The organism is Bradyrhizobium oligotrophicum (assembly GCF_051168495.1).
Classification (GTDB): Bacteria; Pseudomonadota; Alphaproteobacteria; order Rhizobiales; family Xanthobacteraceae; genus Bradyrhizobium; species Bradyrhizobium oligotrophicum_A.
This window is the reverse complement of record NZ_JBNPVB010000007.1, coordinates 314,365-338,506: the sequence shown is the minus strand read 5'-3', so window position 1 is coordinate 338,506 and position 24,142 is coordinate 314,365. Positions and strand designations below refer to the sequence as shown.

The 24,142-nt window shown below is 65.2% G+C and carries 29 protein-coding genes; 19 read left to right on the top strand and 10 right to left on the bottom strand.

The genetic code is table 11. The annotated features are described in order from the left end of the window. Positions 1–3: 3 nt before the first annotated feature. The 3 genes from ACQR1B_RS16675 to ACQR1B_RS16665 form a co-directional block, all read right to left on the bottom strand. Positions 4–921 (bottom strand): sel1 repeat family protein, encoded by a 918-nt coding sequence (locus ACQR1B_RS16675; protein WP_434832598.1) that lies wholly within the window; start codon positions 919–921, stop codon positions 4–6. 502 nt (positions 922–1,423) lie between these two features. Further along, a complete protein-coding gene (locus ACQR1B_RS16670; RefSeq protein WP_434832597.1) occupies positions 1,424–1,969 on the bottom strand; it encodes a carboxymuconolactone decarboxylase family protein in 546 nt (181 codons plus the stop codon). Between the two features lie 2 nt (positions 1,970–1,971). Continuing rightward, positions 1,972–2,526 carry a peroxiredoxin gene (locus ACQR1B_RS16665; RefSeq protein WP_434832596.1) on the bottom strand — a complete coding sequence of 185 codons (555 nt, stop codon included), beginning with the start codon at positions 2,524–2,526 and terminating at the stop codon, positions 1,972–1,974. Between the two features lie 579 nt (positions 2,527–3,105). On the opposite strand from ACQR1B_RS16665, the gene ACQR1B_RS16660 reads away from it, so the two are divergent. Genes ACQR1B_RS16660 through ACQR1B_RS16640 form a run of 5 tightly spaced genes read left to right on the top strand, consistent with a single transcriptional unit; the run spans position 3,106 to position 7,575 of the window. Then, the gene (locus ACQR1B_RS16660) at positions 3,106–4,152 is read left to right on the top strand and encodes an ABC transporter substrate-binding protein (protein WP_434832595.1); all 1,047 of its coding nucleotides are present in this window, start codon (positions 3,106–3,108) and stop codon (positions 4,150–4,152) included. 17 nt (positions 4,153–4,169) lie between these two features. Continuing rightward, positions 4,170–4,976, top strand: coding sequence for an ABC transporter ATP-binding protein (locus ACQR1B_RS16655; RefSeq protein WP_434832637.1), 807 nt, complete (start codon positions 4,170–4,172; stop codon positions 4,974–4,976). Next, entirely contained in the window at positions 4,973–5,833 is an 861-nt protein-coding gene (locus ACQR1B_RS16650) for an ABC transporter permease (RefSeq protein ID WP_434832594.1), read from the top strand. The genes ACQR1B_RS16655 and ACQR1B_RS16650 overlap by 4 nt, the downstream gene beginning before the upstream one ends. 31 nt (positions 5,834–5,864) lie before the next feature. Further along, positions 5,865–6,788: an acetamidase/formamidase family protein gene (locus ACQR1B_RS16645; RefSeq protein WP_434832593.1), complete on the top strand. Its 924-nt coding sequence runs from the start codon at positions 5,865–5,867 to the stop codon at positions 6,786–6,788. 31 nt (positions 6,789–6,819) lie between these two features. Next, positions 6,820–7,575, top strand: a complete 756-nt coding sequence (locus tag ACQR1B_RS16640; RefSeq protein ID WP_434832592.1) for an SDR family NAD(P)-dependent oxidoreductase — start codon at positions 6,820–6,822, stop codon at positions 7,573–7,575. Between the two features lie 54 nt (positions 7,576–7,629). On the opposite strand, the gene ACQR1B_RS16635 is transcribed toward ACQR1B_RS16640, so the two are convergent. Genes ACQR1B_RS16635 through ACQR1B_RS16625 form a run of 3 tightly spaced genes read right to left on the bottom strand, consistent with a single transcriptional unit; the run spans position 7,630 to position 10,184 of the window. Next, the gene (locus ACQR1B_RS16635; RefSeq protein ID WP_434832591.1) at positions 7,630–8,331 is read right to left on the bottom strand and encodes a DUF1045 domain-containing protein; all 702 of its coding nucleotides are present in this window, start codon (positions 8,329–8,331) and stop codon (positions 7,630–7,632) included. Between the two features lie 6 nt (positions 8,332–8,337). Beyond that, complete coding sequence (locus ACQR1B_RS16630; protein ID WP_434832590.1) at positions 8,338–9,525, bottom strand: alpha-D-ribose 1-methylphosphonate 5-triphosphate diphosphatase; 1,188 nt, start codon at positions 9,523–9,525, stop codon at positions 8,338–8,340. Beyond that, positions 9,522–10,184, bottom strand: coding sequence for a chloramphenicol acetyltransferase (locus tag ACQR1B_RS16625; protein WP_434832589.1), 663 nt, complete (start codon positions 10,182–10,184; stop codon positions 9,522–9,524). Before ACQR1B_RS16625 ends, ACQR1B_RS16630 begins: the two co-directional genes overlap by 4 nt. A gap of 177 nt (positions 10,185–10,361) precedes the next feature. Here ACQR1B_RS16625 and phnC point away from each other — a divergent pair, with 177 nt between their 5' ends. The 4 genes from phnC (at position 10,362) to phnE (ACQR1B_RS16605) (ending at position 14,016) form a co-directional block, all read left to right on the top strand. Beyond that, a complete protein-coding gene (gene phnC, locus ACQR1B_RS16620) occupies positions 10,362–11,171 on the top strand; it encodes a phosphonate ABC transporter ATP-binding protein (RefSeq protein WP_434832588.1) in 810 nt (269 codons plus the stop codon). 85 nt (positions 11,172–11,256) lie between these two features. Then, positions 11,257–12,189, top strand: a complete 933-nt coding sequence (gene phnD / locus ACQR1B_RS16615; protein ID WP_434832587.1) for a phosphonate ABC transporter substrate-binding protein — start codon at positions 11,257–11,259, stop codon at positions 12,187–12,189. Between the two features lie 97 nt (positions 12,190–12,286). Beyond that, the gene (gene phnE / locus ACQR1B_RS16610) at positions 12,287–13,171 is read left to right on the top strand and encodes a phosphonate ABC transporter, permease protein PhnE (protein ID WP_434832586.1); all 885 of its coding nucleotides are present in this window, start codon (positions 12,287–12,289) and stop codon (positions 13,169–13,171) included. Positions 13,172–13,176: 5 nt separating this feature from the next. Further along, a complete protein-coding gene (gene phnE / locus ACQR1B_RS16605) occupies positions 13,177–14,016 on the top strand; it encodes a phosphonate ABC transporter, permease protein PhnE (protein WP_434832636.1) in 840 nt (279 codons plus the stop codon). Positions 14,017–14,022: 6 nt separating this feature from the next. Here the strand turns inward: phnE (ACQR1B_RS16605) and phnF are convergent, their stop codons facing one another. Further along, positions 14,023–14,748: a phosphonate metabolism transcriptional regulator PhnF gene (phnF, locus tag ACQR1B_RS16600; RefSeq protein ID WP_434832585.1), complete on the bottom strand. Its 726-nt coding sequence runs from the start codon at positions 14,746–14,748 to the stop codon at positions 14,023–14,025. A 118-nt stretch (positions 14,749–14,866) separates the two neighbouring features. On the opposite strand from phnF, the gene phnG reads away from it, so the two are divergent. The 9 genes from phnG to ACQR1B_RS16555 are packed head-to-tail and all read left to right on the top strand — an operon-like array spanning position 14,867 to position 21,817. Continuing rightward, positions 14,867–15,322, top strand: coding sequence for a phosphonate C-P lyase system protein PhnG (gene phnG, locus ACQR1B_RS16595; protein ID WP_434832584.1), 456 nt, complete (start codon positions 14,867–14,869; stop codon positions 15,320–15,322). Then, complete coding sequence (gene phnH, locus ACQR1B_RS16590; protein ID WP_434832583.1) at positions 15,322–15,933, top strand: phosphonate C-P lyase system protein PhnH; 612 nt, start codon at positions 15,322–15,324, stop codon at positions 15,931–15,933. Before phnG ends, phnH begins: the two co-directional genes overlap by 1 nt. A 3-nt stretch (positions 15,934–15,936) precedes the next feature. Further along, positions 15,937–17,040 (top strand): carbon-phosphorus lyase complex subunit PhnI, encoded by a 1,104-nt coding sequence (locus tag ACQR1B_RS16585; RefSeq protein ID WP_434832582.1) that lies wholly within the window; start codon positions 15,937–15,939, stop codon positions 17,038–17,040. Then, entirely contained in the window at positions 17,037–17,921 is an 885-nt protein-coding gene (locus tag ACQR1B_RS16580; RefSeq protein ID WP_434832581.1) for an alpha-D-ribose 1-methylphosphonate 5-phosphate C-P-lyase PhnJ, read from the top strand. The genes ACQR1B_RS16585 and ACQR1B_RS16580 overlap by 4 nt, the downstream gene beginning before the upstream one ends. After that, a complete protein-coding gene (gene phnK, locus ACQR1B_RS16575) occupies positions 17,914–18,708 on the top strand; it encodes a phosphonate C-P lyase system protein PhnK (protein ID WP_434832580.1) in 795 nt (264 codons plus the stop codon). The genes ACQR1B_RS16580 and phnK overlap by 8 nt, the downstream gene beginning before the upstream one ends. A gap of 8 nt (positions 18,709–18,716) precedes the next feature. Next, positions 18,717–19,415, top strand: a complete 699-nt coding sequence (gene phnL, locus ACQR1B_RS16570) for a phosphonate C-P lyase system protein PhnL (protein ID WP_434832579.1) — start codon at positions 18,717–18,719, stop codon at positions 19,413–19,415. Between the two features lie 14 nt (positions 19,416–19,429). Further along, positions 19,430–20,587, top strand: coding sequence for an alpha-D-ribose 1-methylphosphonate 5-triphosphate diphosphatase (locus ACQR1B_RS16565; protein ID WP_434832578.1), 1,158 nt, complete (start codon positions 19,430–19,432; stop codon positions 20,585–20,587). Further along, the gene (gene phnN / locus ACQR1B_RS16560) at positions 20,584–21,228 is read left to right on the top strand and encodes a phosphonate metabolism protein/1,5-bisphosphokinase (PRPP-forming) PhnN (RefSeq protein WP_434832577.1); all 645 of its coding nucleotides are present in this window, start codon (positions 20,584–20,586) and stop codon (positions 21,226–21,228) included. The genes ACQR1B_RS16565 and phnN overlap by 4 nt, the downstream gene beginning before the upstream one ends. Next, positions 21,206–21,817, top strand: a complete 612-nt coding sequence (locus ACQR1B_RS16555; protein WP_434832576.1) for a pyridoxamine 5'-phosphate oxidase family protein — start codon at positions 21,206–21,208, stop codon at positions 21,815–21,817. Before phnN ends, ACQR1B_RS16555 begins: the two co-directional genes overlap by 23 nt. 17 nt (positions 21,818–21,834) lie before the next feature. Here ACQR1B_RS16555 and ACQR1B_RS16550 read toward each other — a convergent pair whose 3' ends face one another. Then, the gene (locus ACQR1B_RS16550; protein ID WP_434832575.1) at positions 21,835–22,056 is read right to left on the bottom strand and encodes a hypothetical protein; all 222 of its coding nucleotides are present in this window, start codon (positions 22,054–22,056) and stop codon (positions 21,835–21,837) included. Positions 22,057–22,380: 324 nt separating this feature from the next. On the opposite strand from ACQR1B_RS16550, the gene ACQR1B_RS16545 reads away from it, so the two are divergent. Then, positions 22,381–23,373 (top strand): lysylphosphatidylglycerol synthase transmembrane domain-containing protein, encoded by a 993-nt coding sequence (locus tag ACQR1B_RS16545; protein WP_434832574.1) that lies wholly within the window; start codon positions 22,381–22,383, stop codon positions 23,371–23,373. On the opposite strand, the gene ACQR1B_RS16540 is transcribed toward ACQR1B_RS16545, so the two are convergent. Both ACQR1B_RS16540 and ACQR1B_RS16535 read right to left on the bottom strand, forming a co-directional pair. Further along, on the bottom strand, positions 23,351–23,674 hold the full coding sequence (locus ACQR1B_RS16540) for a DMT family transporter (protein WP_434832573.1): 324 nt from the start codon (positions 23,672–23,674) through the stop codon (positions 23,351–23,353). The genes ACQR1B_RS16545 and ACQR1B_RS16540 overlap by 23 nt on opposite strands. Positions 23,675–23,879: 205 nt before the next feature. Beyond that, complete coding sequence (locus tag ACQR1B_RS16535) at positions 23,880–24,140, bottom strand: hypothetical protein (RefSeq protein ID WP_434832572.1); 261 nt, start codon at positions 24,138–24,140, stop codon at positions 23,880–23,882. Positions 24,141–24,142: the final 2 nt, after the last annotated feature.

Genomic DNA, 24,142 nt, shown 5'->3' with positions numbered 1-24,142 from the left:
GTGTCAGCGCGCCGCGGAGATGCGGCGGTTGGCCTCCGGCGATCCTTGCTCTGCAGCCCTGAGGTACCAGGTGCGGGCCTTGGCGGCGTCCGGGACGGCGCCGAGAAGACGCGACTTCGTCAGTTCGGTCGGGTCATAGGTGCGCGCCAATAGCAGCGAGGCGTCGGCGATTCCTGCATCGGACAGCCGAGTCAGGATCAGGCGTGCGCTGGCGACATCGCCGGCCGCGAGCAGATCGCGTCCACGCTTCATCAGCGTGTCGACCTCATCTCTCGGCAGGGGAATGATCGGGCGGGACGGCGTGGCTGGGAGCGCCGCAGGCGAATTCGAGACCGCCGGCGATGCGGCGGCGGTCGCGGCCGATGAGGGAGCCGACGGCCAGGCTCTGGTGGCACTGTCGGTGTTGCTCGGGGCCACGAGCAGGGCGACCGTTTGCGGCGGATCATCCTGGGCGATCTTGGCTTCCGCCGGGTCGATCTGGGCGAGGCTCTCCAGCACCGTGGCCGGCATGATCTGGCTCTTGCTGCCGGGTATCGCTGCACCATTGTCGAAGGGGAGCATGTTGGCGACCATCATGGCAATCGATGCAGCGATGCCGACCGCGGCGCCGATCTTGATGAGGCCGCCGAGGCGGGGCGCCTTGTCCGTATCTTCCGGCGGCAGCGGCATCACGACCGGATCGAGCTTCGCGCTCCAGACACGGCGCGCCTCCTCATCATCGAGATCGACGACGGCCGGCCGCACCGGAAGCAAACCGGGCCTGGCAATCAGATGGAGCGGCAGAGGGGCGCCGTCCCCCGGCACGTCGTCGAGCGCCGGCGCAGCGTCAACCTGATGCCGGCGCGGCGCATATTTGCGAAGCTCCTCACTGGCCCAAGGCGGCGCCGGCTTTGCCGGGTCGTTCTGTACTGGAGCACTCATCACTAGCCTCCTGTCTCCGACGAACGGATCGTGGGAGAGAGATTCAGGGCGTCAGGCGCGCGCGGTCCGGCCGAGGATCGCATGCTGCGGGATCGGAGGGAATGCACCAACGCTTCCGTCGAGACTGACAGGTCCGGTTTCCTTCCGACACAGGCGCCTCCGTTTTCGCGCGCCCCGGTCACATTCGATGTTGCTTGGCCCTCAAGCTGATCAATTTTCTTGGCGGGAAGCGTGAGCAGGTAAGGCTATTTGATGGAAATTTCCGGCCGGCCATATCGGTGAATGCTCGCAATGCGCGAGACCGCGGGTGGCCTCGATCCGCTGCGGAGGCATACGCTGGAGTATCTGGAGGCCGTCGGGTTCCCGACTCTTCCGCGACTCCAAAGGCTTGAATATGCTGCTAGTTGCAGGCGCGGTTGCAGGCTGGATACAACTCTTGCGCGAGACCTCGAAAAGCAAATGCGGCCGGACAAAGCCGGCCGCATTCACAGATCCGATCGTTTTATTCTGCCGCCAGGGCGACGGTCACGCCGGCGGCCTCGATCGCGACGGCGACGGACTGGATGATGGCGGCGAAGCGCACGGCGGTCTGGATCGAAGCGGTGGGGACGCCCGCATCCTGCAGGACCTTCTCATGCGAGTCGATGCAGGTGCCGCAGCCATTGATCGCGGACACGGCGAGCGACCACAGCTCGAAATCCGCCTTGTCGACGCCGGGATTGGCGATGACGTTCATCCGCAACCGGGCCGGCATCGTGGCGTACTCCTTGTTGGAAGCAAGGTGCACAAACCGGTAGTAGACGTTGTTCATGGCCATGATCGCGGCAGCCGACTTCGCTGCCGCCAGGGCCGCCGGCGACAGATGCGCGGCTGCGACCGATTCGAGGGCCGCCGTGACCGTCGGATTTCGCGTGGCAATCGCGCAGGCGACGAACAGGCCGTATTTGGCCTGTGCAGACAGGGTCTCGTCGGACGCCATGGACGACAGATTGAGCCTGACGTCCTTGGCGAAGTCCGGGATCTGGTCCTTCAGCTGCTCGATCGACATGATCAGGCGACCTTCAGGGTCTCGCCGCCGACCTCGCGGTTGCACGGGCAGAGCTCGTCGGTCTGCAGCGCGTCGAGCACGCGCAGCGTGTCCTTCGGAGCGCGGCCGACGTTGAGGTTGGTCGCATAGACGTGCTGGATCGTGTTGTCGGGATCGACGATGAACGTATAGCGGTAGGCGACGCCATCCGGCGAGCGGACACCGAGGCCGTCGACCAGGGAGCCCTTGGTGTCGGCGAACTGCCAGATCGGCAGCTTGTGCAGATCCCTGTGGTCGCGGCGCCAGGCCAGCTTGCAGAACTCGTTGTCGGTCGAGCCGCCGAGCACGACGGCATCACGATCCGCAAAATCCTTCGCCAGGCGGGCGAACTCGGCGATCTCCGTCGGGCAGACGAACGTGAAGTCTTTCGGATAGAAGAAGATGATCTTCCATTTTCCCGGGAAGCTGTTCTCGGTCAACGTCTCGAAGGCGCTCTCGCCCTTCTCCTCCTGGACATGAAAACCAGGCTTCACGCCGACGATTTCGAACGAAGGCAGCTTACTTCCAATTCCAAGCATGTCGCACTCCAAGGCATGTCTTCGCTGCAATAGCGAGGCGTGTTGTGCATTGCAAGCGATATGCCATTAGCTATCAACATCAATGATTTGTATGAAATGCGACAGTCGAATCGGCTGTCCTGCAAATGCGAACGGAGGCGACGTTCGGGACATCGCCATGCGCGCCGCGACTTCGAAGCGCAGCGTTCGATTCATGACAATCGGGTGAAGCGGCATCGGCGCATTTGGAGCGTGCAGCTGCGGACATTCACAAATATGAGTTGATGTGACGGCCTTGGTCGCCGGGCGGCAGGAGCCCGTGGCCTCGACGTCCGCAGCTGCAATTTCTTTGTGCGTCCTGAGTGGCAAAATTGACATTATCGCGCGTGTTGCGATGCACGTTTGACCACAGCGTCGCCGGAAGCGGCAGCAAGGCGACAAGCGCTCGGCAAAGTGTGGCGGGTGCATGCGAAAGCGTGCCGCGTCGTGCGTGGTGTTGTCAGCTTTTCAGCAGATCGCGTCTGTTATTTCGCCTTGCCGCTGAGACCCGCGGCCATACTCTCCTCGCCAAGTTTCCACGCCTGGGAGGAGTTCCGCACCATGAGCGAACGTGTCTCGGCAGCATTTGCGAGCGCAAATCCATCCATCGATCGACGTCGTTTCCTGGCGACCTCAGCCGCATTGGCCGCGGGCTTGAGCGCACCCGCGCTGCTGGGAGCGGGAAGGGCGGCGGCCGCCGGCCTGAAGACCGTCCGCTTCAGCGAGGCCGTGCACAATCTCGGCTACATCAATCTCTACGTCGGCATGCATGCCGGCATCTTCAAGAAGAACGGCCTGGATATGCAGGTGAGCGCCGCCGGCGGCGACACCCAGACCTTCGCGGCGGTGCTCGGCGGCTCGGCGGACTTCGCCATCGGCGATGCGACCATGGCGCAGATCTCGCGTGAGAATGGCGGCCCCGGCGTCGTCGTCGGCACGGTCGTCCAGCGCGCGCACTATTTCGGTGTGTCGAAGACGCTGGAGCCGATCACCGATCCGAAGGGGTTCAAGGGCCTGAAGATCGTGACCTCGCCGGAGCCCAACACCAACTATAGCGTGGCCAAGCGCCTGTTGGAGAAGGCAGGCATGAAGGTCGGCGTCGACGCGACGATCGTTCCCGTCAATCCCGGCACCGAGATCGCGGCGATGCTGGCAGGCCAGGCCGACATCGCCATCGCCTATCAGCCGAGCGTGTCCGCCGCCGAAGCGCAGGGTGCCAAGGTCGTGTTCGACTTCTCCAACTACATCGGCCCGTTCTGCAACACCGGAATCATGGTGCTGCCGACGACGATCCAGAAGGATCCGGAGATGGTGCAGGCACTGGTGACCTCGTTCGAGGAAGCCTCGCGCAAGACCTACGCCGATCCGGCCTTCTCCAAGGAGGTCGCGCGCAAGGAGTTTCCCGATCTGCCCGGCGAGGTCGTCGACAAGGCGATCGATGCCGAGCTGAAATATCTCATTCCGGCGCAGTCGGTGATCACCAAGACGGATCAGTGGGCGAACCTGATGGAGATGCAGGTCTATCTCGGCAATGCCAAGGGCTCGGTGCCGTTCGATCAGATCATCGACAACTCGTTCGCAGAAAAGGCGATCGCCAGTCTCAAATGACTGAGGTCGGCGGCATGATGCGATCCGGGCCAGGCGTTGCGGCGGCAGCGCCTGTGCCGCCGCTCGTCGTCGAGCATGTCGCCAAGAGCTACGAACTCGACGGCGGCCATATCGTGCCGGTCATCGGCGATCTCAGCCTGACGTTGAGAGAAGGCGAGATCGTCAGCATCGTCGGCCCGTCCGGCTGTGGCAAGACCACGCTCCTGAACACGCTGTGCGGCCTGCTCAGCCCGGATGCCGGCCGCATCCGCTGGCATGGCCGCGAGGTCGCGGGCCAGCCGCAGAATGTCGGCTACATGCTGCAGAAGGACCTGCTGCTGCCGTGGCGGACCGCGCTCGGCAACACGATGCTGGGCCTCGAGATCCGCGGCGTACCGGCGGCGCAGGCCGAGGATCGCTGCCGCGCCATGTTGGACCAGCTCGGCCTGCACGGTTTTGCCGATCACTACCCGACGACCTTGTCCGGCGGCATGCGTCAGCGCGTGGCGCTCGCGCGGACGCTCGTTAACGAGCCGGATGTGCTGCTGCTCGACGAGCCGTTCGCCGCACTCGATTTCCAGAGCAAGTTGCTGATCGAGAACGACACGGTGGGCCTGGTGCGGCAGGGACGCCGCTCGCTGCTGCTGATCACCCACGACATCGAGGAGGCGGTGTCGCTGGCCGACCGCGTGATCGTGCTGTCGAAGCGGCCGACGCAGGTCAAGGCGGTCTACGACATCGCGCTGGGCAGCGAGCGCCGCGACATGATCGCCGTGCGGCAGATGCCGGGCTTCAGCGACTACGTCCGCCGCATCTGGGCCGATCTCGACGTGGTGCTGCAATGACGGCTGACATCCACGCAGCGCCGTCGGCGGTCACGCCGACGTCCAAAGGGCCAGCCAACCCGCAAGGAGCGCCGGCGAAGCGATGGCTGCGCCTGCGCACCACGGTTGCGGTGCTTGCGACACAGCTGCTGGTGTTGGCGGCGTTCCTTGCGTTCTGGGAGTCTGCGACCGGCCAGAACAAGGCCGCCGCCTTCATGTTCGGCTCACCCTCGGCGATCTCCAAGTTCCTCTTGCAGATGGCCACCGACGGAAGCCTCTGGCGCGACAGCTACGTCACCGGTCTGGAGACGCTGCTCGGCTTCTTCGTCGGCAACTGCATCGGCACGTTGATCGGGCTGTCGCTGTGGTACTCGCGTTTCGTGTCTCGTGTCGTCGAGCCGTTCGTGATCGCGCTCGGCTCGATCCCGATCATTGCGTTGGCGCCGATCATCATCATCTGGTTCGGCACCGGGCTGACCTCGAAGGTCGCGATGTCCACGCTGTCGGTCGTGATCGTGGCGCTGGTGACGTCGTACAAGGGCGCGACCGGTGTCGATCCTGATCAGATCAACCTGTTCCGGACGCTGGGCGCGTCCAAGCTTCAGATCTTCCGCAAGCTGGTGGTGCCGGCTTCGCTCGCCGACATCTTCGCCGGACTGAAGCTCACGGTCGGCTTCGCCCTGATCGGCGCCATCGTCGGCGAGTTCATGTCGTCGTCAGAAGGGCTGGGGCATGCCATCTTCAAGGCCGGTTCGCTGTACATCATCCCGAAGGTGTTCGCCGCCTTGGTGGCGACGATCGCGCTGGCGTTGATCCTCACCTTTGCGGTCGGCAAAATCGAGCAGCTGCTGATGCCCTGGCGGCGGCAACTGCGATGATTCAACGATGCCAGAGATGCAGGGAGTGACCATGCCAAAGCGCATCGGCAAGGCCGGTAACATCAAATACGCGCTCTCAGGCGACGACGCGTTCATCGCGACCGTCGATCCCGGCGAGATTTTCGTCGTCGAGTGCGCGATCAACGTCAATGACGGCACCATCCGCGCACTCGGCCAGCAACTGGTCGAGAGCGACGTGACGCTGCCCTACGTCAACGGCGCGACCGGGCCGATCGAGGTGCGCGGCGCCAAGGCGGGCGACATGCTCAGGCTCGACATTCTCGACATGGAGCTCGACCGCCTCGGCTTCACCGCGCTGTGGCCGGGCATCGGCATGTTCCCGGACTGGGTCCGGCGCAAGGAGTTCGGCATCCAGACCCGCGTCGTCGCGGTCGAGGACGGCCACGTGCTGTGGAACGAGCATGTGAACCTCCCCGTCCGTCCGATGATCGGCGTCGCTGGCGTGGCCCCCGTTCACGGCGCAGTCCTGACCGTCGACAACGGTCCTCACGGCGGCAATCTCGATGTCCAGGAGATCACCTCCGGCAATTCGGTGTTCTTCCGCGTCAACAAGGACGGCGCGCATCTCTTCCTCGGAGACTGCCACGCGATCCAGGGCGATGGCGAAGCCAACGGCATGGGCGCGATCGAGATCGCGGCGAATCTCACCGTCAAGGTGTCGCTCGACAACGCGCCGGCGCGACTGAACCATCCGCGGATCGAGACGCCGACGCACATCTGCACGCTCGGCTGCGCGCGTCCGCTGGAAGATGCGATGCGCATCGCGTTCGAGGAGATGATCAACTGGCTGGAGGACGACTGGAAGATCCCGGCGCCCGAGGCCTACATGCTGCTCGGTCAGGTCGCCGAGGCGCGCTGCACCCAGGTGGTCAATCCGAAATACACCTACATCTGCAAGGTCAACAAGGCCCTGCTCGCCGGCTATCACGGCTGACGCCGTTACACTTGAGACGAAGGAGACGATCATGGATTTGGGATTGGCCGGCAAGAGCGTGCTGGTGACGGGCGGCAGCAAGGGCATCGGGCTCGCGGTCGCCGAACTGTTTGCCGCCGAAAGCGCAAATGTCGCGATCTGCGCGCGCGATGCGGAGACCGTCGGCAAGGCCGTAGCGAAGCTCACAGCCAAGGGCGTGAAGGCGTGGGGGCAGGGGATCGACGTCGCCGATCCCGCCGCGCTCAAGGGCTGGGTCGATGGCGCGGCCAAGGAGTTCGGTGGCGTCGATTGCGTGGTCTGCAATGTCAGCGCGCTCGCCGTCGGCGATACGCCCGAGACTTGGGAAAAGTCCTTCCGCACCGACATGATGCACACGGTGAACGCGGTGGCCGCGGCGGTGCCTTATCTCGAAAAGTCCAAGTCGGCCTCGATCTGCATCATCTCCAGCGTGTCCGGATTCGAGGTCGACTTCGCCGCGGGATCCTATGGCGCGATCAAGGCGGCGTTGATCCACTATGCGAAGGGCCTCGCGCATCAGCTCGTCGGCAAGGGCATTCGCGTCAACGCGGTTTCCCCGGGGAACACCTATTTCGAAGGCGGCATCTGGCAGAACATCGAGAACGGATCGCCCGACCTGTTCAACACGGCCATGGGTCTGAACCCGACGGGACGCATGGGAACCGCCGAGGAGGTGGCCTACGGCGTGGTGATGCTGGCAAGTCCATTGGCGAGCCGCATCTCGGGAACGAACCTCATCATCGACGGCGCGCTGACCAAGGCGGTGTAGCTGGCCTCCGATTTGCTGGCGCCGCGGTTCGCCGCCGTGCCGTGCCGGCCGACGCTATCTTGCCGCGATCGCCCAGCTGCCGATGATGCTGAAGCGGCTGGCTGGGCTCGGCTGCCGGAACAGCGCGATCCGGTCGACGGGCAAGCTCGTCAGCTGCAGCGCCGCGAAGCGGTGCTGCAGCATCGTCAGAACGGGCCCGCGTCGCTCGTCCGAAAGCCGGCACGTCAAGGTCATGTGGAAGCGGAAGTCCTCCATGACGTAAGGGTAGCCCCAGCGGTCGAGATGATCGCGCTGGCGCGGCGTCAGCAGTTCGGGCTTGCGCCGCGCGCGATCCTCGGGATCCATCGGTGCACGATACGGATCGAACGCCTCGACACAAGCGGCCGCCAGCTTCTGCAGGTCCGCCGAGGCCTCGCCGGAAATCACTGCAAGGAAGCCGCTGATCGCGTCCATGACGGGGCGGATAACCGGAATTGTCTTCGGTGCTGCGGCGAAGCCGGCGCAGGCGTCGACCAACTCGCGCTCGCTCCGCGAGTCGGCCAGATGAAACGGCGCCTTGAGGGTGGCGTGAAAGCCGTATTTGCGGGCATCGGCCGTCAGCTCGGACCAATCCGGCAGGCTATCGACGACCTCGCGCGGAAATTCTCGGTCACGGCTGGTCCAGGCATCATAGCCGAGAAGGTCCGCGCCGAATGCGGCGAGGGCGCTGTCGGACGCCGGCGCGTAGTAGATTGCGTAGCGGGAAGATCCTGTCATGGCGCGTTACTCCGCCGCCAGTGCATGGCGCTTCGCGACGGCGCTCAGCCGATGTGCGTCGGTCAGGTGAACGAGGCGGCCGGCCGCGATCACCGCCACCACGCGTGGACGCATCGGCGCGCTGTCGTCGACCAGGATGATGTCCGCACGCCGGCCTGCCTCGAGCGACCCGCGGTCCGAGAGGCCGGCGGCATGAGCGGGGCCGGCCGAGATCAGGCTCCAGGCGCGCGACAGGGGAAGAATGCCGTCGGCGACGAGGCGATAGGCGGCCAGCAGCGGCGCCGGATAGTAATAGTCGGACGCCAGCACCGAGCACAGGCCCTTGGCGATCATGTCGCTCGCCTTGGTCCAGCCGGTATGGCTGCCGCCCCGCACCACGTTGGGCGCGCCGAATACGATCGCGTCGCCGCCCGCGGCGGCCTCGCGCGCCGTGTCCTCGTTGACGGGAAATTCCGCGATTCCGACGCCCTGTCCGCGAAAGGCCCGGCGCATCTCCGGACTGTCGTCATCATGCGATAGCATGCGGATGCCGGCGCGGCGTGCGGCCTCGGCCAGGCGGGCAACGGACGCCGGCACCGCATCGGCGCGCGAGGCAATGCGCCCGACGAGGCGGTCGAAGTCGCCGCCGGACAGGCCGGTGCGATCCACCATGCGCTGGCGCTTGTGCGGCTTGTCCAGGCTCGCAACCGTGGAGTCCATGTGATCGTTGAAGGCGAACAGGTCGATGCGCCGCGCGGCGAGCAAAGCACAGATCTCGTCCTCGTCGTCGAGATTGTAGGTCTCGTGGCGCAGATGGAAGCGCGTATCGGCGGCCAGCCGCGGCCGCAGGCTCTCGATCGCTTCCAGCAGCTGACGCGCATTGGCCGCGCTGCGCAGGCCGGGCTCCCACGACCAGGTGGTCGCATGGAACACCGTGGTGATGCCGTTGCTGACGGCCTGGCGGTCGCTGTCGATCAGCGCGACGTCGATCGGAAAGTCGACGCCGGCACGCGGCATCATTTGCCGCTCGAACGCATCGCCATGGATGTCGACGATGCCGGGCAGCACGGTGAGGCCGGTTGCATCCAGGTCGAAGGCCGCATTTTGCCGGGTGGCGTCGACCGCGGCGATCACGCCATCGGAGATCATCAAGGAGGTATCGACGAGGTCGGCGCCGACGAGGCAGCGGCCCCCGGAAATCGAAATATCGGTCATGGGGCGGCACTCTGCCGCAGCTGGAGGCCGGCGTCGAGGGCAGCCTCGTATTTGTCCAGGAACGCGCCGATTTCGAGCTGCCGGAAGTCGGGCAGGGCCGCACGCAGCGCCGCGTGGTCCCAGTCCCACCAGGCGAGCCTGACGAGACGCTGCTCGATCTCGGGCGGAAAGCGGCGCTTGACCACGCGCGCCGGATTGCCGGCCACGATCGTGTAGGCCGGAACATCCTTGGTCACGATGGCGCCCGCTGCTACAACGGCGCCGGTGCCGATGTTACGGCCCGGCAGCACGATCGCGCCATGGCCGATCCAGACGTCATGGCCGATGTCGACGTGATGCTCCCTGCGCCAGGCAAAGAACTCCGCGTCATCGGCCTCGCCAGGAAAATAGGCGCTGGCCCGATAGGTGAAGTGCGCCTGGGTGGCACGATGCATCGGATGATTGCCCGGATTGATCCGGGTCATCGCCGCGATCGAGCAGAACTTGCCGATCGTCGTGTAGGTGATCTGCGCGTCGTTGACGACATAGGAGTAGTCGCCCATCGTCACCTCCTGGAGGATGGTGCGGGCACCGACCTCGCAATAGGCACCGAGGCTCACGTCATGGAGCTTCGCGCTGGGATCGACGGTAGGGTCGACGGAAAGCGATTTACCGGCCATGTCTGGTTCTGGTTCCTGAGATCAGTGAACGTCTAGAGTGCTCATCGTGACATTCGCATGACGTGCGGGTGACGGGACGGCCGCCGATGTGGATGAGAAATACGGCGCAAACGGCTGTCACATAACTGTTGAATCCAGACGCTAGCGATAGGGCAAGCGAGGCGTCTGGAGAATTCAATGCTGGTGGTCAATGGTCTGACGTGCCGTTTTGGTGCGAAAGCCGCGGTCGATAATGCGTCCTTCTCGGTGACGCCCGGCAGCTTCGTCGGCGTGATCGGACGGTCCGGCGCCGGAAAATCGACCCTGCTGCGTTCCATCAATCGCCTGAGCCCGATCAGCAGCGGGCAGGTCCTGTTCAACGATCTCGACGTGACGGCGCTGCGCGGCCGCGAACTGCGGCAGTGGCGCGCGCGCTCGGCGATGATCTTTCAGCAGTTCAACCTGGTCGGCCGCCTCGACGTGCTCACCAATGTGTTGATGGGCCGACTCGCGGAGATTCCGTCGTGGCGGTCGCTGGCGCAGCTCTGGCCGGCGGACGATGTCGCGATGGCGATGTCCGCGCTGGAACAGTTCGACATGGCCTCGCTCGCCGCGCAGCGCGCAGATCAGCTCTCCGGCGGCCAGCAGCAGCGCGTGGCAATTGCCCGCGCGCTGGTGCAGAACCCGGACATCATTCTGGCTGACGAGCCGATCGCCTCGCTCGACCCGCGTAACACCAGGATCGTGATGGATGCGCTGCTGCGCATCAACAAGCATTTCGGCATCACCGTGATCTGCAACCTGCACTCGCTTGATCTGGCGCGCAGCTATTGCGATCGCCTGATCGGCATGGCGACTGGACGCGTCGTGTTCGACGACGCGCCGGCAGCGCTGACCGCGCAGATCGCGCGGGAGCTCTACGATCTCGAGGCCGACGAGGTGATGGATAGAGGTCACCCGGCGCCGGCCGCGACTGCCCCGGCCCTCGGCGAAGTCGCCGCGGCCTGACCTTCGCGTTCTGCTGCGTTTTGCAATCCCGGGCCTCCGTCGCGGAGCTGGGGAAACTGTCCTGACTGAAACAAGAGGATATCTCATGATCAATCGTCGTATCATCCTGGCCGGCGTTGCCGCGCTCGCCTTTGCGACCTCTGCTTCCGCCGAGGATTGGAAGGCGAAGTATCCGGAGCTGACCTTTGCGGTCGTCCCGGCCGAGAACGCCTCGGGAGTCACCGAGCGCTGGACGCCGTTCGTCAACTACCTCTCAAAGGAGCTCGGCACCAAGGTGACGCTCCGCATCGCCAACGACTACGCAGCGGTCATCGAAGGCCAGCGCGCCGGCAACATCCACATCGCGAGCTACGGCTCGGCCTCGTTCGCCCGCGCCCGTCTCACCGGCGTCAAGACCGATGCCTTCGCCAACGACATCAATGCCGACGGCAGCACCGGCTACTACTCGGTGTTCTTCGTCAAGGCCAACAGTCCGTACAAGAAGATCGAAGACCTGAAGGGCAAGAATCTCGGTCTGGTCGATCCGAACTCGACGTCGGGCAACAACGTGCCGCGCTTCGAGCTCAACAAGATGGGCGTGACCGACGCCGAGACCTATTTCGGCAAGGTCGTCTTCGCCGGCAGCCACGAGAACGCGGTGCTGGCCTTGGCGCAGGGCACCGTCGAAGTCGCGGCCAACCAGTGGACCAGCGACAACGACTCGACCCTGGCGCAGATGCTGACCAAGGGCATGCTGAAGAACGCCGACGGCTCGGCGATGAAGAAGGAGGACTTCCGCATCATCCACAAGTCGGCACCGATCATCAACGGCCCCTATGCCTACAATTCCGATCTGCCGGCCGACCTGAAGGAGGCGATCGCCAAGGCATTCTTCGAGGCTCCAACCAAGGACAAGGCGGCGTTCGACCGTCTCTCGGATGGTCAGAAGAAGGGCTTCCATCCCGCCACGACCAAGGATTGGGACGGCACGATCGACCTGATCAAGTTCGTCGATAGCTTGCGCAAAAAGGCGTCCTGATCGCTTCGCGATCGCGTGTGAGCCGGACCCGCAACGGGTCCGGCTTGCGTCTGGCGGCGAGCTGCTCGTCGTTGCAGCAGGGGACATCAGGGGCCCAATGGCGGTTGCCGTTTCCATCCTTCCGAGCCCGCAGCTTGCGGCTCTGAACGACGCCTATCGCCGCGCGGTGTCCCGCCGCCGCATGCGCACGGCCTTGTCGGCGTCGGCGTTTGCCGTCGTGCTCGTCGTTGCGGCGATTGGCGCCGAGGTCAATCTGGCGACGCTCTATACGTATTTCGGCAACTTCGTCAGCTATTTCGATCGCATCCTCACGCTCGACGACGGACACCGCGTCTGGACCAACATTCCTGAATGGTTCTGGGGCTTCAAGAAGTGGATCAGGCTGCTCGGCGAGACCTTGCTGATCAGCTATGTCGGCACGATGGCCGGCATGCTCGTCGCCTTCTGCCTGAACTTCCTCGCCGCCGAGAATACGTCGCCAGCGCCGTGGGTCCGATTCACGGTGCGCCGGCTGCTCGAATTCGCTCGCACCGTTCCCGGCATCGTGTTCGCGCTGATCTTCGTCATCGCGTTCGGTCTCGGGCCCGTCGCCGGTGTGCTCGCCATCGCCCTCCATTCGAGCGGTGCGCTCGGCAAGCTGTTCTCGGAGGTAGTCGAGAATGCCGACATGAAGCCGGTCGAGGGCATTCGCGCCACCGGAGCCAGTTGGCTGTCCTGCATGCGCTTCGCCGTGCTGCCCCAGGTCATGGCGGGCTTCTCGAGCTACACGCTGCTGCGGTTCGAGATCAATGTCCGCGAGGCCTCGGTGATGGGCTTCGTCGGTGCAGGTGGCATCGGCCAGGAGCTCGTGGTCGCGATCCGCAAGTTTTACTACTCTGATGTGAGCGCCATTCTGGTCATGATCGTCCTGACCGTGTTCCTGATCGACATCGCCACGGGCTGGCTGCGCGGCCGCCTGTTCGGCGCGGAGGCGAGGACGTGAGCCGCATCGAACCCCAGGACCAAGAGCAGCTTCGGCAGCGCTACCCCCACATCTTCGACCGGCCGCTGGCGGCACGTTTGGCCACGCCCTTGGTGCTCGTGCTGGCCCTCGCAATCTTCATCTTCGGGCTCGTCGATCTCGACATCTCGCCGTCGCGGATGCTGGCCGGACTGAACCAGCTCGGTTGGATCGCGCTATTGATGCTGCCGCCAGATCCCGGCGCGTCGCTGCCGGTCTATCTGAAGGCATTGGGCGAAACGCTCTCGATCGCGGTGCTCGGGACCACCATCGCCGCGATATGCGCGCTCCCCGTCAGCCTGCTCGCGGCGAGGAACGTGATCCCGTCGGCGATTGTCCGCTTTCCGGTGCGCCGCGCGTTCGACACCATTCGCGGCGTAGATACGTTGATCTGGGCCCTGGTCTGGATCAACGTCGTCGGGCTCGGTCCCTTCGCCGGAGTGCTCGCGATTGCGGTGTCCGACTTCGGCGCGCTGGGCAAGCTGTTCTCGGAGGCGTTGGAGACCGCTGATCGCAAGCAGGTCGAAGGCGTGCGCGCATCCGGCGGCAGCGCGCTGCATGAGATCCGCTTCGGCCTGCTGCCGCAGGTGCTGCCGGTCATCGCCGGCCAGGTGCTGTATTTCATCGAGTCCAATACGCGCTCGGCGACGATCATCGGCATCGTCGGCGCCGGCGGCATCGGGCTGCAACTCGCAGAACAGATTCGTGTTCTGGAATGGCAGAAGGTGTCGTTCCTAATCCTGATGATTCTGATCGCGGTGGCCGCGATCGACTGGATCTCGAGCAAGCTTCGCTTTGCGATCATCGGGCCTCGCGCCGTCGCGTGAGAGCGTCTAGCCTTCGATCTCGAACGTCACGCGCTCGGCTGCGAAGCGCGAGCGTTTGCTGACGAGCGGCGTGCCGTCCGCATCGACGTCGGCGCTGTCGACGACCAGCACCGGGCGGCCGAGCGCCAGATCCAGACGCGCGGCGTCGCTGGCGTCGGCGATCGCCGCCGTGATCCGGGTCGAACCGCGGCGGTAGTCGCGAATGCCGTAATGGGCGAGCAGCGCCGTCATCGAGCGGACCGCGGCGAAGATGCGCCCGGCTTCGGGGAAGCGCTCGCCCGACAGCCACGACGTGCTGACGCAGATCGGCGTCTTGTCGGCAAAGCGCAGCGCTTCGATGCGGATCAGCGGCGCGCCCGCTTTCAGGCCGAGCAGGCGCGCCGTCTCGCGCGTTGCCGGCTCCTCGGAGGCGGCCAGCAACTGTCCGCGCGGCTCGCGCCCGCCCGCACCGACGATCTCGGAGAACCGGGTGCGCGATCTCAGCGGATAGGACAGTCGGGGAGCTTCGACATAGGTGCCGCTGCCGCGCTCGGCCCGTACGAGGCCGCGCTCCGCCAGCGTGGCGAGCGCGCGCCGCACCGTGTGGCGGTTGACGCGGTAGGTCTCGGCGATCTCGGTCTCGCCGGGCAGGCGGGTGCCGGCCGCGAACCGGCCGTCGGCGATGTCGCGCTCGATGCCGTCGGCGACCCGGCGCCACAGCGCCACGCCGGAAGGGACGTCCTGCATGCTCATCGCGGCTCTCCGCCGGCTCCGGTGAAAATCACGTCCATGTCATCAAACAGTCATGGCGTCTGGCTACGAAGTTGTCTAGTATCATAGACAACTTAACGATGGCAAGATCGGGATGAGGATGGACGGCGGAACGGCGATGCAGCAGCGCCGCAAGGCTGCAATGCAGATCCTGGCGCATGCGTCGCACGGGGACATTTCCGGCAGGCTCGCGGCGCTCGCGGTGCCAGACCATCAGGATCTCCGTGCGGCCGAGAACGGCCTCGTCATGCTGCGCGGACGGATCGGCGGCGACGGCGCGCCGTTCAATCTCGGCGAGGCGACGGTGTCGCGCGCGGCGGTTCGGCTCGCGAGCGGCGAGGTCGGGTTCGGCTATGTGCTCGGGCGGGACGGCGACAAGGCGCGGCTGATCGCGCTGTGCGATGCCATGATCCAGTCGCCGGCGCATGCTCAGGCCGTCGAGGACGAGGTGGTGGCGCCGCTGCAGGCGCAGATGCGCACCGCGCGCGAGCAGCGTGCGGCCGAAGCGGCAGCTACGCGGGTCGATTTCTACACCATGGTGCGGGGAGAGGGCTGATGGTGTCAGTTGCTTCCGAGCTGCAGGGCGGCTTCGCCGACGCAACGCGTGCGGCGCAATCCACCTTTCGCCTGGTCATGGAGGCGATGGCGCGTCCCGGCAGTGTCCGGCAGATCGATGTCGCCATTGGCCGGCCGTCGTCTTTGATGCCCGCGGCCGCGGCGATTGCGCTTGCTCTGTTCGATCACGATACGCCGATCTGGCTCGATGCGCATTTGTCGCGCGCCGCTGATGTCGGGGCCTGGCTCAAATTCCACACGGGCGCGCCGGTCGTGAGCGATCCTGCGCGTGCGAGTTTTGCACTGGTGTCAGTGCCGGACGGACTTCCCGATCTTACGGCGTTTGCACTCGGCACGGCTGAATATCCGGATCGATCGACGACGCTGATCCTGCAGGTGCCGAGTCTGGCGCGCGGGCAGGCCTTTCAGTTGCGGGGGCCGGGGATCGACGGAACGACGTCGCTGTGCGCGACGATCGATCCGGATGATCTGTTCCAGCGGTTGTCGATCAACGCGACGCTTTTTCCGCGCGGCATCGACGTCGTTCTGGTCGATGATCGCTCCGTCGTCGCGATCCCGCGGACGACGCGTCTCGTGACTGCAGGAGGTTGACGCATGTATGTCGCCGTCAAGGGTGGCGAGCGCGCCATCGAGAATGCGCACCGGCTGCTGGCGCATGAGCGCCGCGGGGATCGTGGCGTGCCGGAACTATCGCTGGCCCAGATCTCCGAGCAGCTCTCTCTCGCAGTCGACCGCGTCATGAGCGAAGGTTCGCTGTATGACCGCGAGCTCGCCGCGCTCGCCATCAAGCAGGCGCGGGGGGACCTGATCGAGGCGATCTTCCTGGTGCGCGCCTTCCGCGCGACGTTGCCGCGCTTCGGCGCGAGCGAGCCGGTCGACACCGGTGCGATGCGGGTGCAGCGACGGATCTCGTCGACCTTCAAGGACATTCCCGGTGGCCAGGTGCTCGGCCCGACCTTCGACTACACCCACCGGCTGCTCGATCCGCAATTGGCGGAAGGCGGGGAGCCCGAGTTGCCGGCCGTCGCGGCGGCGTCGGAGGCGCCGATGCCGCGCGTCACCGACATTCTCGGTCAGGACGGCTTGATCGAGCCGTCGCCGCAAGCGGAGCCCGGTGCTACCGTGGGTGATCTCACGCGCGATCCGCTCGGCTTTCCCGCCGGCCGCGACCTGCGGCTGCAGAATCTGGCACGCGGCGACGAGGGGTTCCTGCTGGCGCTCGGCTATTCCACTCAGCGCGGCTACGGTCGCAATCATCCCTTCGCCGGCGAGATCCGCTTCGGCGAGGTGGAGGTCGAATTCTTCGCCGAGGAGGTGGGATTTGCCGTGCCGCTCGGGTCGATCGAGCTGACCGAATGCCAGATGGTCAATCAGTTCAAGGGCTCGGCGACCGAGCCGCCATGCTTCACGCGCGGCTATGGCCTCGCCTTTGGCCAGAGCGAGCGCAAGACGATGTCGATGGCGCTGGTCGACCGCGCCTTGCGGACGCGCGAGCTTGGCGAGGACGTGATCGCGCCAGCGCAGGACGAGGAGTTCGTGATGTCGCACTCCGATAATGTGCAGGCGACCGGCTTCGTCGAACATCTCAAGCTGCCGCATTATGTCGACTTCCAGTCCGAACTCGGCCTGCTGCGCAAGCTGCGCCAGGAGTTCGCCGAGGCCAATGCCGCTCCCGCGATGAAGGAAGCTGCGGAATGAACGGACCGACCTACAACTTCGCCTATCTCGACGAGCAGACCAAGCGGATGATCCGCCGCGCGATCCTCAAGGCGATCGCGATTCCCGGCTATCAGGTGCCGTTCGCGAGCCGCGAGATGCCGATGCCCTATGGCTGGGGCACCGGCGGCGTTCAGGTCACCGCGGCCATTCTCGGCCCCGACGACGTCCTCAAGGTGATCGACCAGGGCTCGGACGATACCACCAACGCGATCTCGATCCGCAAGTTCTTCGCCAAGACCGCGGGTGTCGCCACGACGACGTCGACGCAAGACGCGAGCGTGATCCAGACCCGCCATCGCATCCCCGAGGCGCCGCTGCGCGAAGGCCAGGTCCTGGTCTATCAGGTGCCGATCCCCGAGCCGCTGCGCTTTCTCGAGCCGCGCGAGACCGAGACGCGCCGCATGCATGCGCTGGCCGAATACGGCCTCATGCACGTCAAGCTGTATGAGGACATCGCGCGCTTCGGCCATATCGCGACCTCCTATGCCTATCCGGTCAAGGTCAACGCGCGCTATGTGATGGACCCGTCGCCGACGCCGAAATTCGACAATCCGAAGATGGACGATTGTCCGGCGCTGCAACTGTTCGGGGCCGGGCGCGAGAAACGCATCTATGCCATTCCACCCTATACGTCGGTCGTCTCGCTGGACTTCGAGGATCATCCGTTCACGCGCTACAAGTTCGACGCGCCCTGCGCGCTGTGCGGCGCCGAGGACTCCTATCTCGACGAGATCGTGACCGACGACAAGGGCAGCCGCATGTTCGTCTGCTCCGATACCGATTACTGCGAGGGCCGCCAGGCGGCCGGACATCGCGGCGTAGAGAATGCCGCCCCGCACAAGGAGGGCGCTCATGGCTGACATGATCAGTGCATCCGATCAGCCGCTGCTGGTCGCGGAGGGGCTGGGCAAGAGCTATGGCCGGCTGGCGGCCTGCCGCGATGTGTCCTTCGTGCTCTATCCGGGCGAGGTGCTCGCCATCGTCGGCGAGTCCGGCTCGGGCAAATCGACGCTGCTGCAGATGCTGTCGGCGCAGCTCGGACCAAGCGCGGGCCGTGTCTCGTACCGGATGCGCGATGGCGTCCTGCGCGATCTCGCGGATCTCGGCGAGGCCGAACGCCGCTTTCTGTTCCGGACCGACTGGGGCTATGTGCACCAGGACCCGGCACAGGGTCTGCGCATGGCGGTCTCGGCCGGCGCCAATGTCGGCGAGCGGCTGATGGCGGTCGGCTGGAATCACTACGGCCGCATTCGGCAGACCGCGTCGTCCTGGCTCGAGCGGGTGGAGATCGACGTCGCCCGCATCGACGATGCGCCGCGGACCTATTCCGGCGGCATGCGGCAGCGGCTGCAGATCGCGCGCAATCTCGTGACCGAGCCGCGGCTCGTGTTCATGGATGAGCCGACCGGCGGCCTCGACGTGTCGGTGCAGGCGCGGCTGCTCGATCTGATGCGCAGCCTCGTCAACGAGCTTGGTCTTGCCGCGATCGTGGTGACCCATGATCTTGCCGTGGCGCGGCTGTTGTCCCACCGTGTGATGGTCATGAAGGAGGGGCGGGTGATCGAGACCGGCCTCACCGACCAGGTGCTCGACGATCCGCGCGAGCCCTATACACAGCTCCTCGTGTCCTCGATCCTGCCGCCATGAGCCATCCAATGACTGTGATGATCGATATCGAAAATGCCGAGAAGACCTTCACCATGCACCTGCAGGGCGGCATCGCACTGCCCGTGGTGCGCGGCGTGTCGTTCCAGGTCAAGGCCGGAGAATGCGTCGTGCTGTCGGGGCCATCGGGGGCGGGCAAGTCCTCGATCCTGAAGATGATCTTCGGCAACTATCGCTGCGATGACGGCCGGATCGGCGTCCGGCACCAGGGCGAGATGATGAACCTCGCACGCGCCGAGCCTCGTCTCGTGCTCAATGCGAGGCGGCAGACAATCGGCTATGTCAGCCAGTTTCTGCGCGCGGTGCCCCGCGTGGCTGCGCTCGACGTCGTCGCCGAGCCGCTGATCGCCGCCGGGCAATCGCGCGACGACGCCCGCGCACGCGCCGGCGTTCTGCTGCGCCGGCTGAATATTCCGGAGCGGCTGTGGTCGTTGCCGCCGTCGACCTTTTCGGGCGGCGAACAGCAGCGCGTCAACATCGCACGTGGCTTCATCTCCGATGTTCCAATTCTGCTCTTGGACGAGCCGACGGCGTCGCTGGACGCCGCCAACCGTGCGGTCGTCGTCGACCTGATCGCAGCGAAGAAGCAGGATGGCGTGGCCATGCTCGCGATCGTGCATGATGACGAGATTCGTACAGAGATCGCCGACCGCACCGTCGACGTCACGAGCTTCGCTGCGGCAGCCTAGAACCAGAGATGCGAATGAACGCGAACATGTCCGAAACCGTGATAGGAAACGCCCGGCTGGTCCTTGCTGACAGGGTCATCCAGCGAGGGTGGGTAGCGACGGCCGGCGGCCGGATCGCCGAGTTCGGCGAAGGCGCGGCGCCGGCCGGCAGCCTCGATGCCGAAGGCGACCTGCTGATGCCGGGGCTCGTGGAGCTGCACACCGATCATCTCGAGGCGCATGTCGTGCCGCGGCCGAAGGTCTATTGGGATCCCGTGGCTGCGGTCATCTCCTATGATGGGCAACTGGCCACCGCCGGGATCACGACCGTGCTGGACTCGTTGCGGGTCTGGAGCGAGGAAGGTGCCGAGGGTGTCGACGGACAGGCGAATGTCCTGGCCGAGGCGATCGCGCGCGCGCGCGACGGACGCCTGCTCCGCGCCGATCACTTCCTGCATCTGCGCTGCGAGGTGCCGATGCCGACCGTGGTCGAGGAGGCAAGGCAGCTCGCGGGACGTTCCGATGTCCGGCTGATGTCGTTGATGGACCACACGCCGGGGCAGCGGCAGTTCCGCGACGAGAAGAAGCTGCGCGACTACTACCGCGGCAAGAGTGGCGGCAAGACCGATGCGGAGCTCGACGTGATGTTCGAGCGGCGCTTCGCCTATCAGAAGGCCTATGCAGCGCCGAACATGCGCGACATCGTTGCGCTGGCGAAGACGCACGAGGTGCCGCTGGCCAGCCATGACGACACCACGGAGGAGAATGTCGCCGACGCGATCAGGGACGGCATCGCGGTGGCGGAGTTTCCGACCACGATGGAAGCGGCGCGCGGCCTTCACCAGGCCCGGATCAGCATTCTGATGGGCGCGCCCAACGTCGTGCGCGGCGGATCGCACTCGGGCAACATCGCCGCCGTGGATCTGGCGCGCGAGGGGCTGCTCGACATTCTCTCGTCGGACTACGTGCCTTCGAGCCTGCTGATGGGCGCGCTGCAATTGCCGCAGCGCGTGCCGGCCATTGATCTGGCCGCCGCCGTCCGCACGGTCACGAAGGCGCCGGCCGAGGCCGTCGGTCTCGGCGATCGCGGCGAGATCGCTGCCGGAAAGCGCGCGGACCTGATCCGCGTCCACCTCGCAGGCGACATCCCGGTGGTGCGCAGCGTCTGGCGGGAAGGACTGCGGGTCGCATGAGCGAGACGTTGAGCCGGCCTCTTGGCAGTCGGGAAGGGTGGGGGCCGGGCCGGCTCGTGCTCGTGGTCGGACCGAGCGGTGCCGGCAAGGACACGCTGCTCAATCTGGCGCGGCGCGAATGTGCCGGCGATGATCGCATCGTATTTCCGCAGCGGGTCGTGACCCGCGAGGCCTCGGCGTTCGAGGACAATCTCGAGATGAGCGAGGCATCGTTTCGCGAGGCTCTCGCGGCGGGCGCCTTTGCGCTGCATTGGGACGCGCATGGACATCTCTATGGCGTGCCCCGCGCGATCCAGGACGATATCGCCGCCGGTCGCACCGTCGTCGTCAACGTATCGCGGACGGTCATTGCGTCGGCGCGGCGCGACTATGCCCGCGTGATCGTCGTGAACATCACCGCCCCGGCAGAGATTCTGGCCGAACGTCTCGGCAAACGGCATCGCCCGAGTGATGCCGACATCGGCGAACGTCTGCAGCGAACGGTCCGCGATGACGCGGTCGCGGCCGATATCACGATCATCAATGTCGGGGATCCGACGACCCACGGACGCAAGCTGGTCGAGGTGATCAAGGGGCTGGGAGACGAGGGCCTGGTCGGATCAATGGGAGGCGCGAACAATGACGATCATTGCCACGATTGAGCAGCTCGAGGCGATCTACGGCCAGACCGGTCTGACGTCGACGGCAAAGGTCGCCGATCGGGTAACGCCGCACTATCGCGTGATGATCGAGAAATCGCCATTCGTTGCGCTCGCGACTTGCGGTCCGGAGGGGCTCGACTGCTCCCCGCGCGGCGATCTCCCGGGTTTCGTTCGGATCCATGATGACAAGACGCTGATGATGCCCGATCGCCGCGGCAACAATCGCGTCGATTCCTTGCGCAACATCGTGCGCGATCCGCGGATCGGTCTGCTGTTCCTGATTCCGGGATCGGGCAATACGTTGCGTGTCAACGGCCGTGGTCACCTGTCGGCGGATGCGGATCTGCTGGAGTCGTTCCGCATGGAAGGCAAGCTGCCGAGGACGGTTCTCGTGATGACCGTCGACGAGATCTACTTCCAGTGCGCTCGTGCGATCGTGCGTGCCGATCTCTGGAACCCGGACAAGCGCGTCGATCCGAAGCAGATTCCGACGCCCGGTCAGATCCTGGCAGCCATGACGGCCAATGCCGTCGATGGTGCCGAGTACGACCGCGAATGGCCGGAGCGCGCGCGGCAGTCGATGTGGTGACGGCCGCGCTCGACCGTTCAGGCCGCGAGGTCGAGGAGACGCGAAGAGCCCCTGATGAGGACCTTGCGCCCGTCCGGCGTGATCGCCGCGGCGCCATCGTCGACGACGGCAAGCCCAAACGCGACGAGTTCGCCGATGATGATGCTGCTCAGCCTGCGGCGTTCGCGCGCAGGCCGACGGAGCGCCTTGAGCGTCTCCCACTGGTCCGGCGTGAGCTCTCGATCGGATTCCGCGTTCATGTTGCCTCGAACCTCGTTGTCGCGCACACGTCTTAGGCAGACAGCGTGACGAAGATGCGACCTTCGTGCATCCGTACTGATACGGTTCGTTTCAATACGCGCGAAGAGCGCTGCGCTTAATTCAAATCTGGATGATGCGCAATCCGTAGGACACCGCGGATGAGGTCGGTGCCCTGCACCGTGCAGATTGCGCCGGTTAACAATGACTGAAGATCCGTGCCGCGCGGTCGAGCAGTAACGCAGCTGTCACATCAGCGTGTCAAACGGCGCCATGATCCCGCTCGAATCAGCCGGCTTTTACCGTTCGGCTCGAAGATCCGTCGAATGGCTGCGCTGAACGACGATCTGCCGCCGCTGAATCGCAGGGCCTGGTTGCGCGGTCTGGCGGGACTGGCGCTGAGCCTTCTGATCGCAGCGATTGCAGTCGCCGTGCTGCTGCGCGCCGTCAAACGGCTCGACATCCTTCATGTCGTTTCGATCGCACAGGCAACTGATACGAAGATCATCGTTCTCGCATCGGCATTGATCGCGCTCTCCTACGCCAGCCTGACGCTCTATGATTTCTTCGCGCTGCGCACGATCGGCCGCAATGACATCCCGTTTCGAGCCGCCGCTCTCGGCAGCTTTGCCAGCTATCCGATCGCGCACGGCATCGGCGCCGTGGCCTTGATATCGCCGCTGATCCGTTACCGCATGTATGCGCCCTACAAGCTCGGTGCGATCGACATCGCCAATATCAGCTTCCTTACCGGATTGACGTTCTGGCTCGGCAATCTGACGGCGCTCGGATTGAGCCTGATGATCGACCCCGATGCCTTCGGCTGGGTGGAATACTGGCCGCCGACGCTCAACCGGCTAATTGCTGCGGCGCTGCTTTGCGGCGTGCTCGCCTTCGTCATCTGGAGCTGGCCGGGACGGCGCAGCCGGCGATGGCCGGTACGTCTGCCGTCAGGTCCAACCGTGCTGTTGCAGATCGGGGTCGGGCTGTTCGATCTCTGCACCGCGGCGCTGGCGATGTATGTGCTCATTCCCGCCGAACTCGGCATCGATGCAACACGGCTGATGGCGGTCTTCATCGCCGCGACGTTGCTCGGGTTTGCCAGTCATGCGCCGGCCGGCATCGGACTGTTCGATGCGACCATCCTGCTCGGTCTCGGCGGCGACGACCAGGAGGGGCTGCTCGTCGCGCTGCTGGTGTTTCGCGTTCTTTATCATCTGCTGCCGTTCGTGCTGTCGCTGGCTCTGTTCGGCAGCGTCGAACTCCGGCGCAGCTGGTGCACGATTCCGAAGCCGATTAGATCGGGGAGTTCAACTTGAGCCCGACCATGCCGGCGATGATCAGCGTCAGGCAGAGCAGCCGCATCGGATCGGCCGGCTCACTATAAAGGATCATGCCGGCGATGATGCTCCCCGCGGCGCCGATCCCCGTCCATACCGCGTAGGCCGTCCCGAACGGCAGTGATCGCAACGCGAGCGACATCATCGCAAAGCTGAGCAGGATGGCAATCACGGTCGCGACGCTCGGCCAGAAGCGCGTCAACCCGTCGGAGTGCTTCAGCCCGAGCGCCCAGATGATCTCGAGCAGCCCGGCCGCCACCAAGGCGAGCCAGCCGCTCATGATGATGTCACGCTCGAGCGCGTGACATCGACGGTCGGTCCGGGGCGCCCCCATCGGAGACGCAGAGCGATTGCACGAACGGCCATTCCGTCATCTCCGCGCCGATCATACGTGCTGTCCATCTGCATCTTTTGCGCGACGCGCATATGACAGCCCTGCCCGGGCCTACGCGGGCGGCGAGAGCCAACGAGCGCCAGGAGCCGAACTACCTCTCTTCCATCATTGAGAAGACGAAGCCTGTCAGCGTCGCGCCGACGGCAAATGACAGCGTCAATGCGCCCACGAAAATCATGTAGGTGACGTGCGGGTCGAGGCTGTGGGCGATCAGACGCGAAATACCGAACGCATCGACCTGCGTCAGTGCAAAAGCGAAGCCGAGACCCAGGGCTATGCCCATGAAGGTATGACAGGCCAGCTCCACCAGGAGGCCGGACTTGATCACTGCGCTGCGTTTTTTGGGCGGCATCG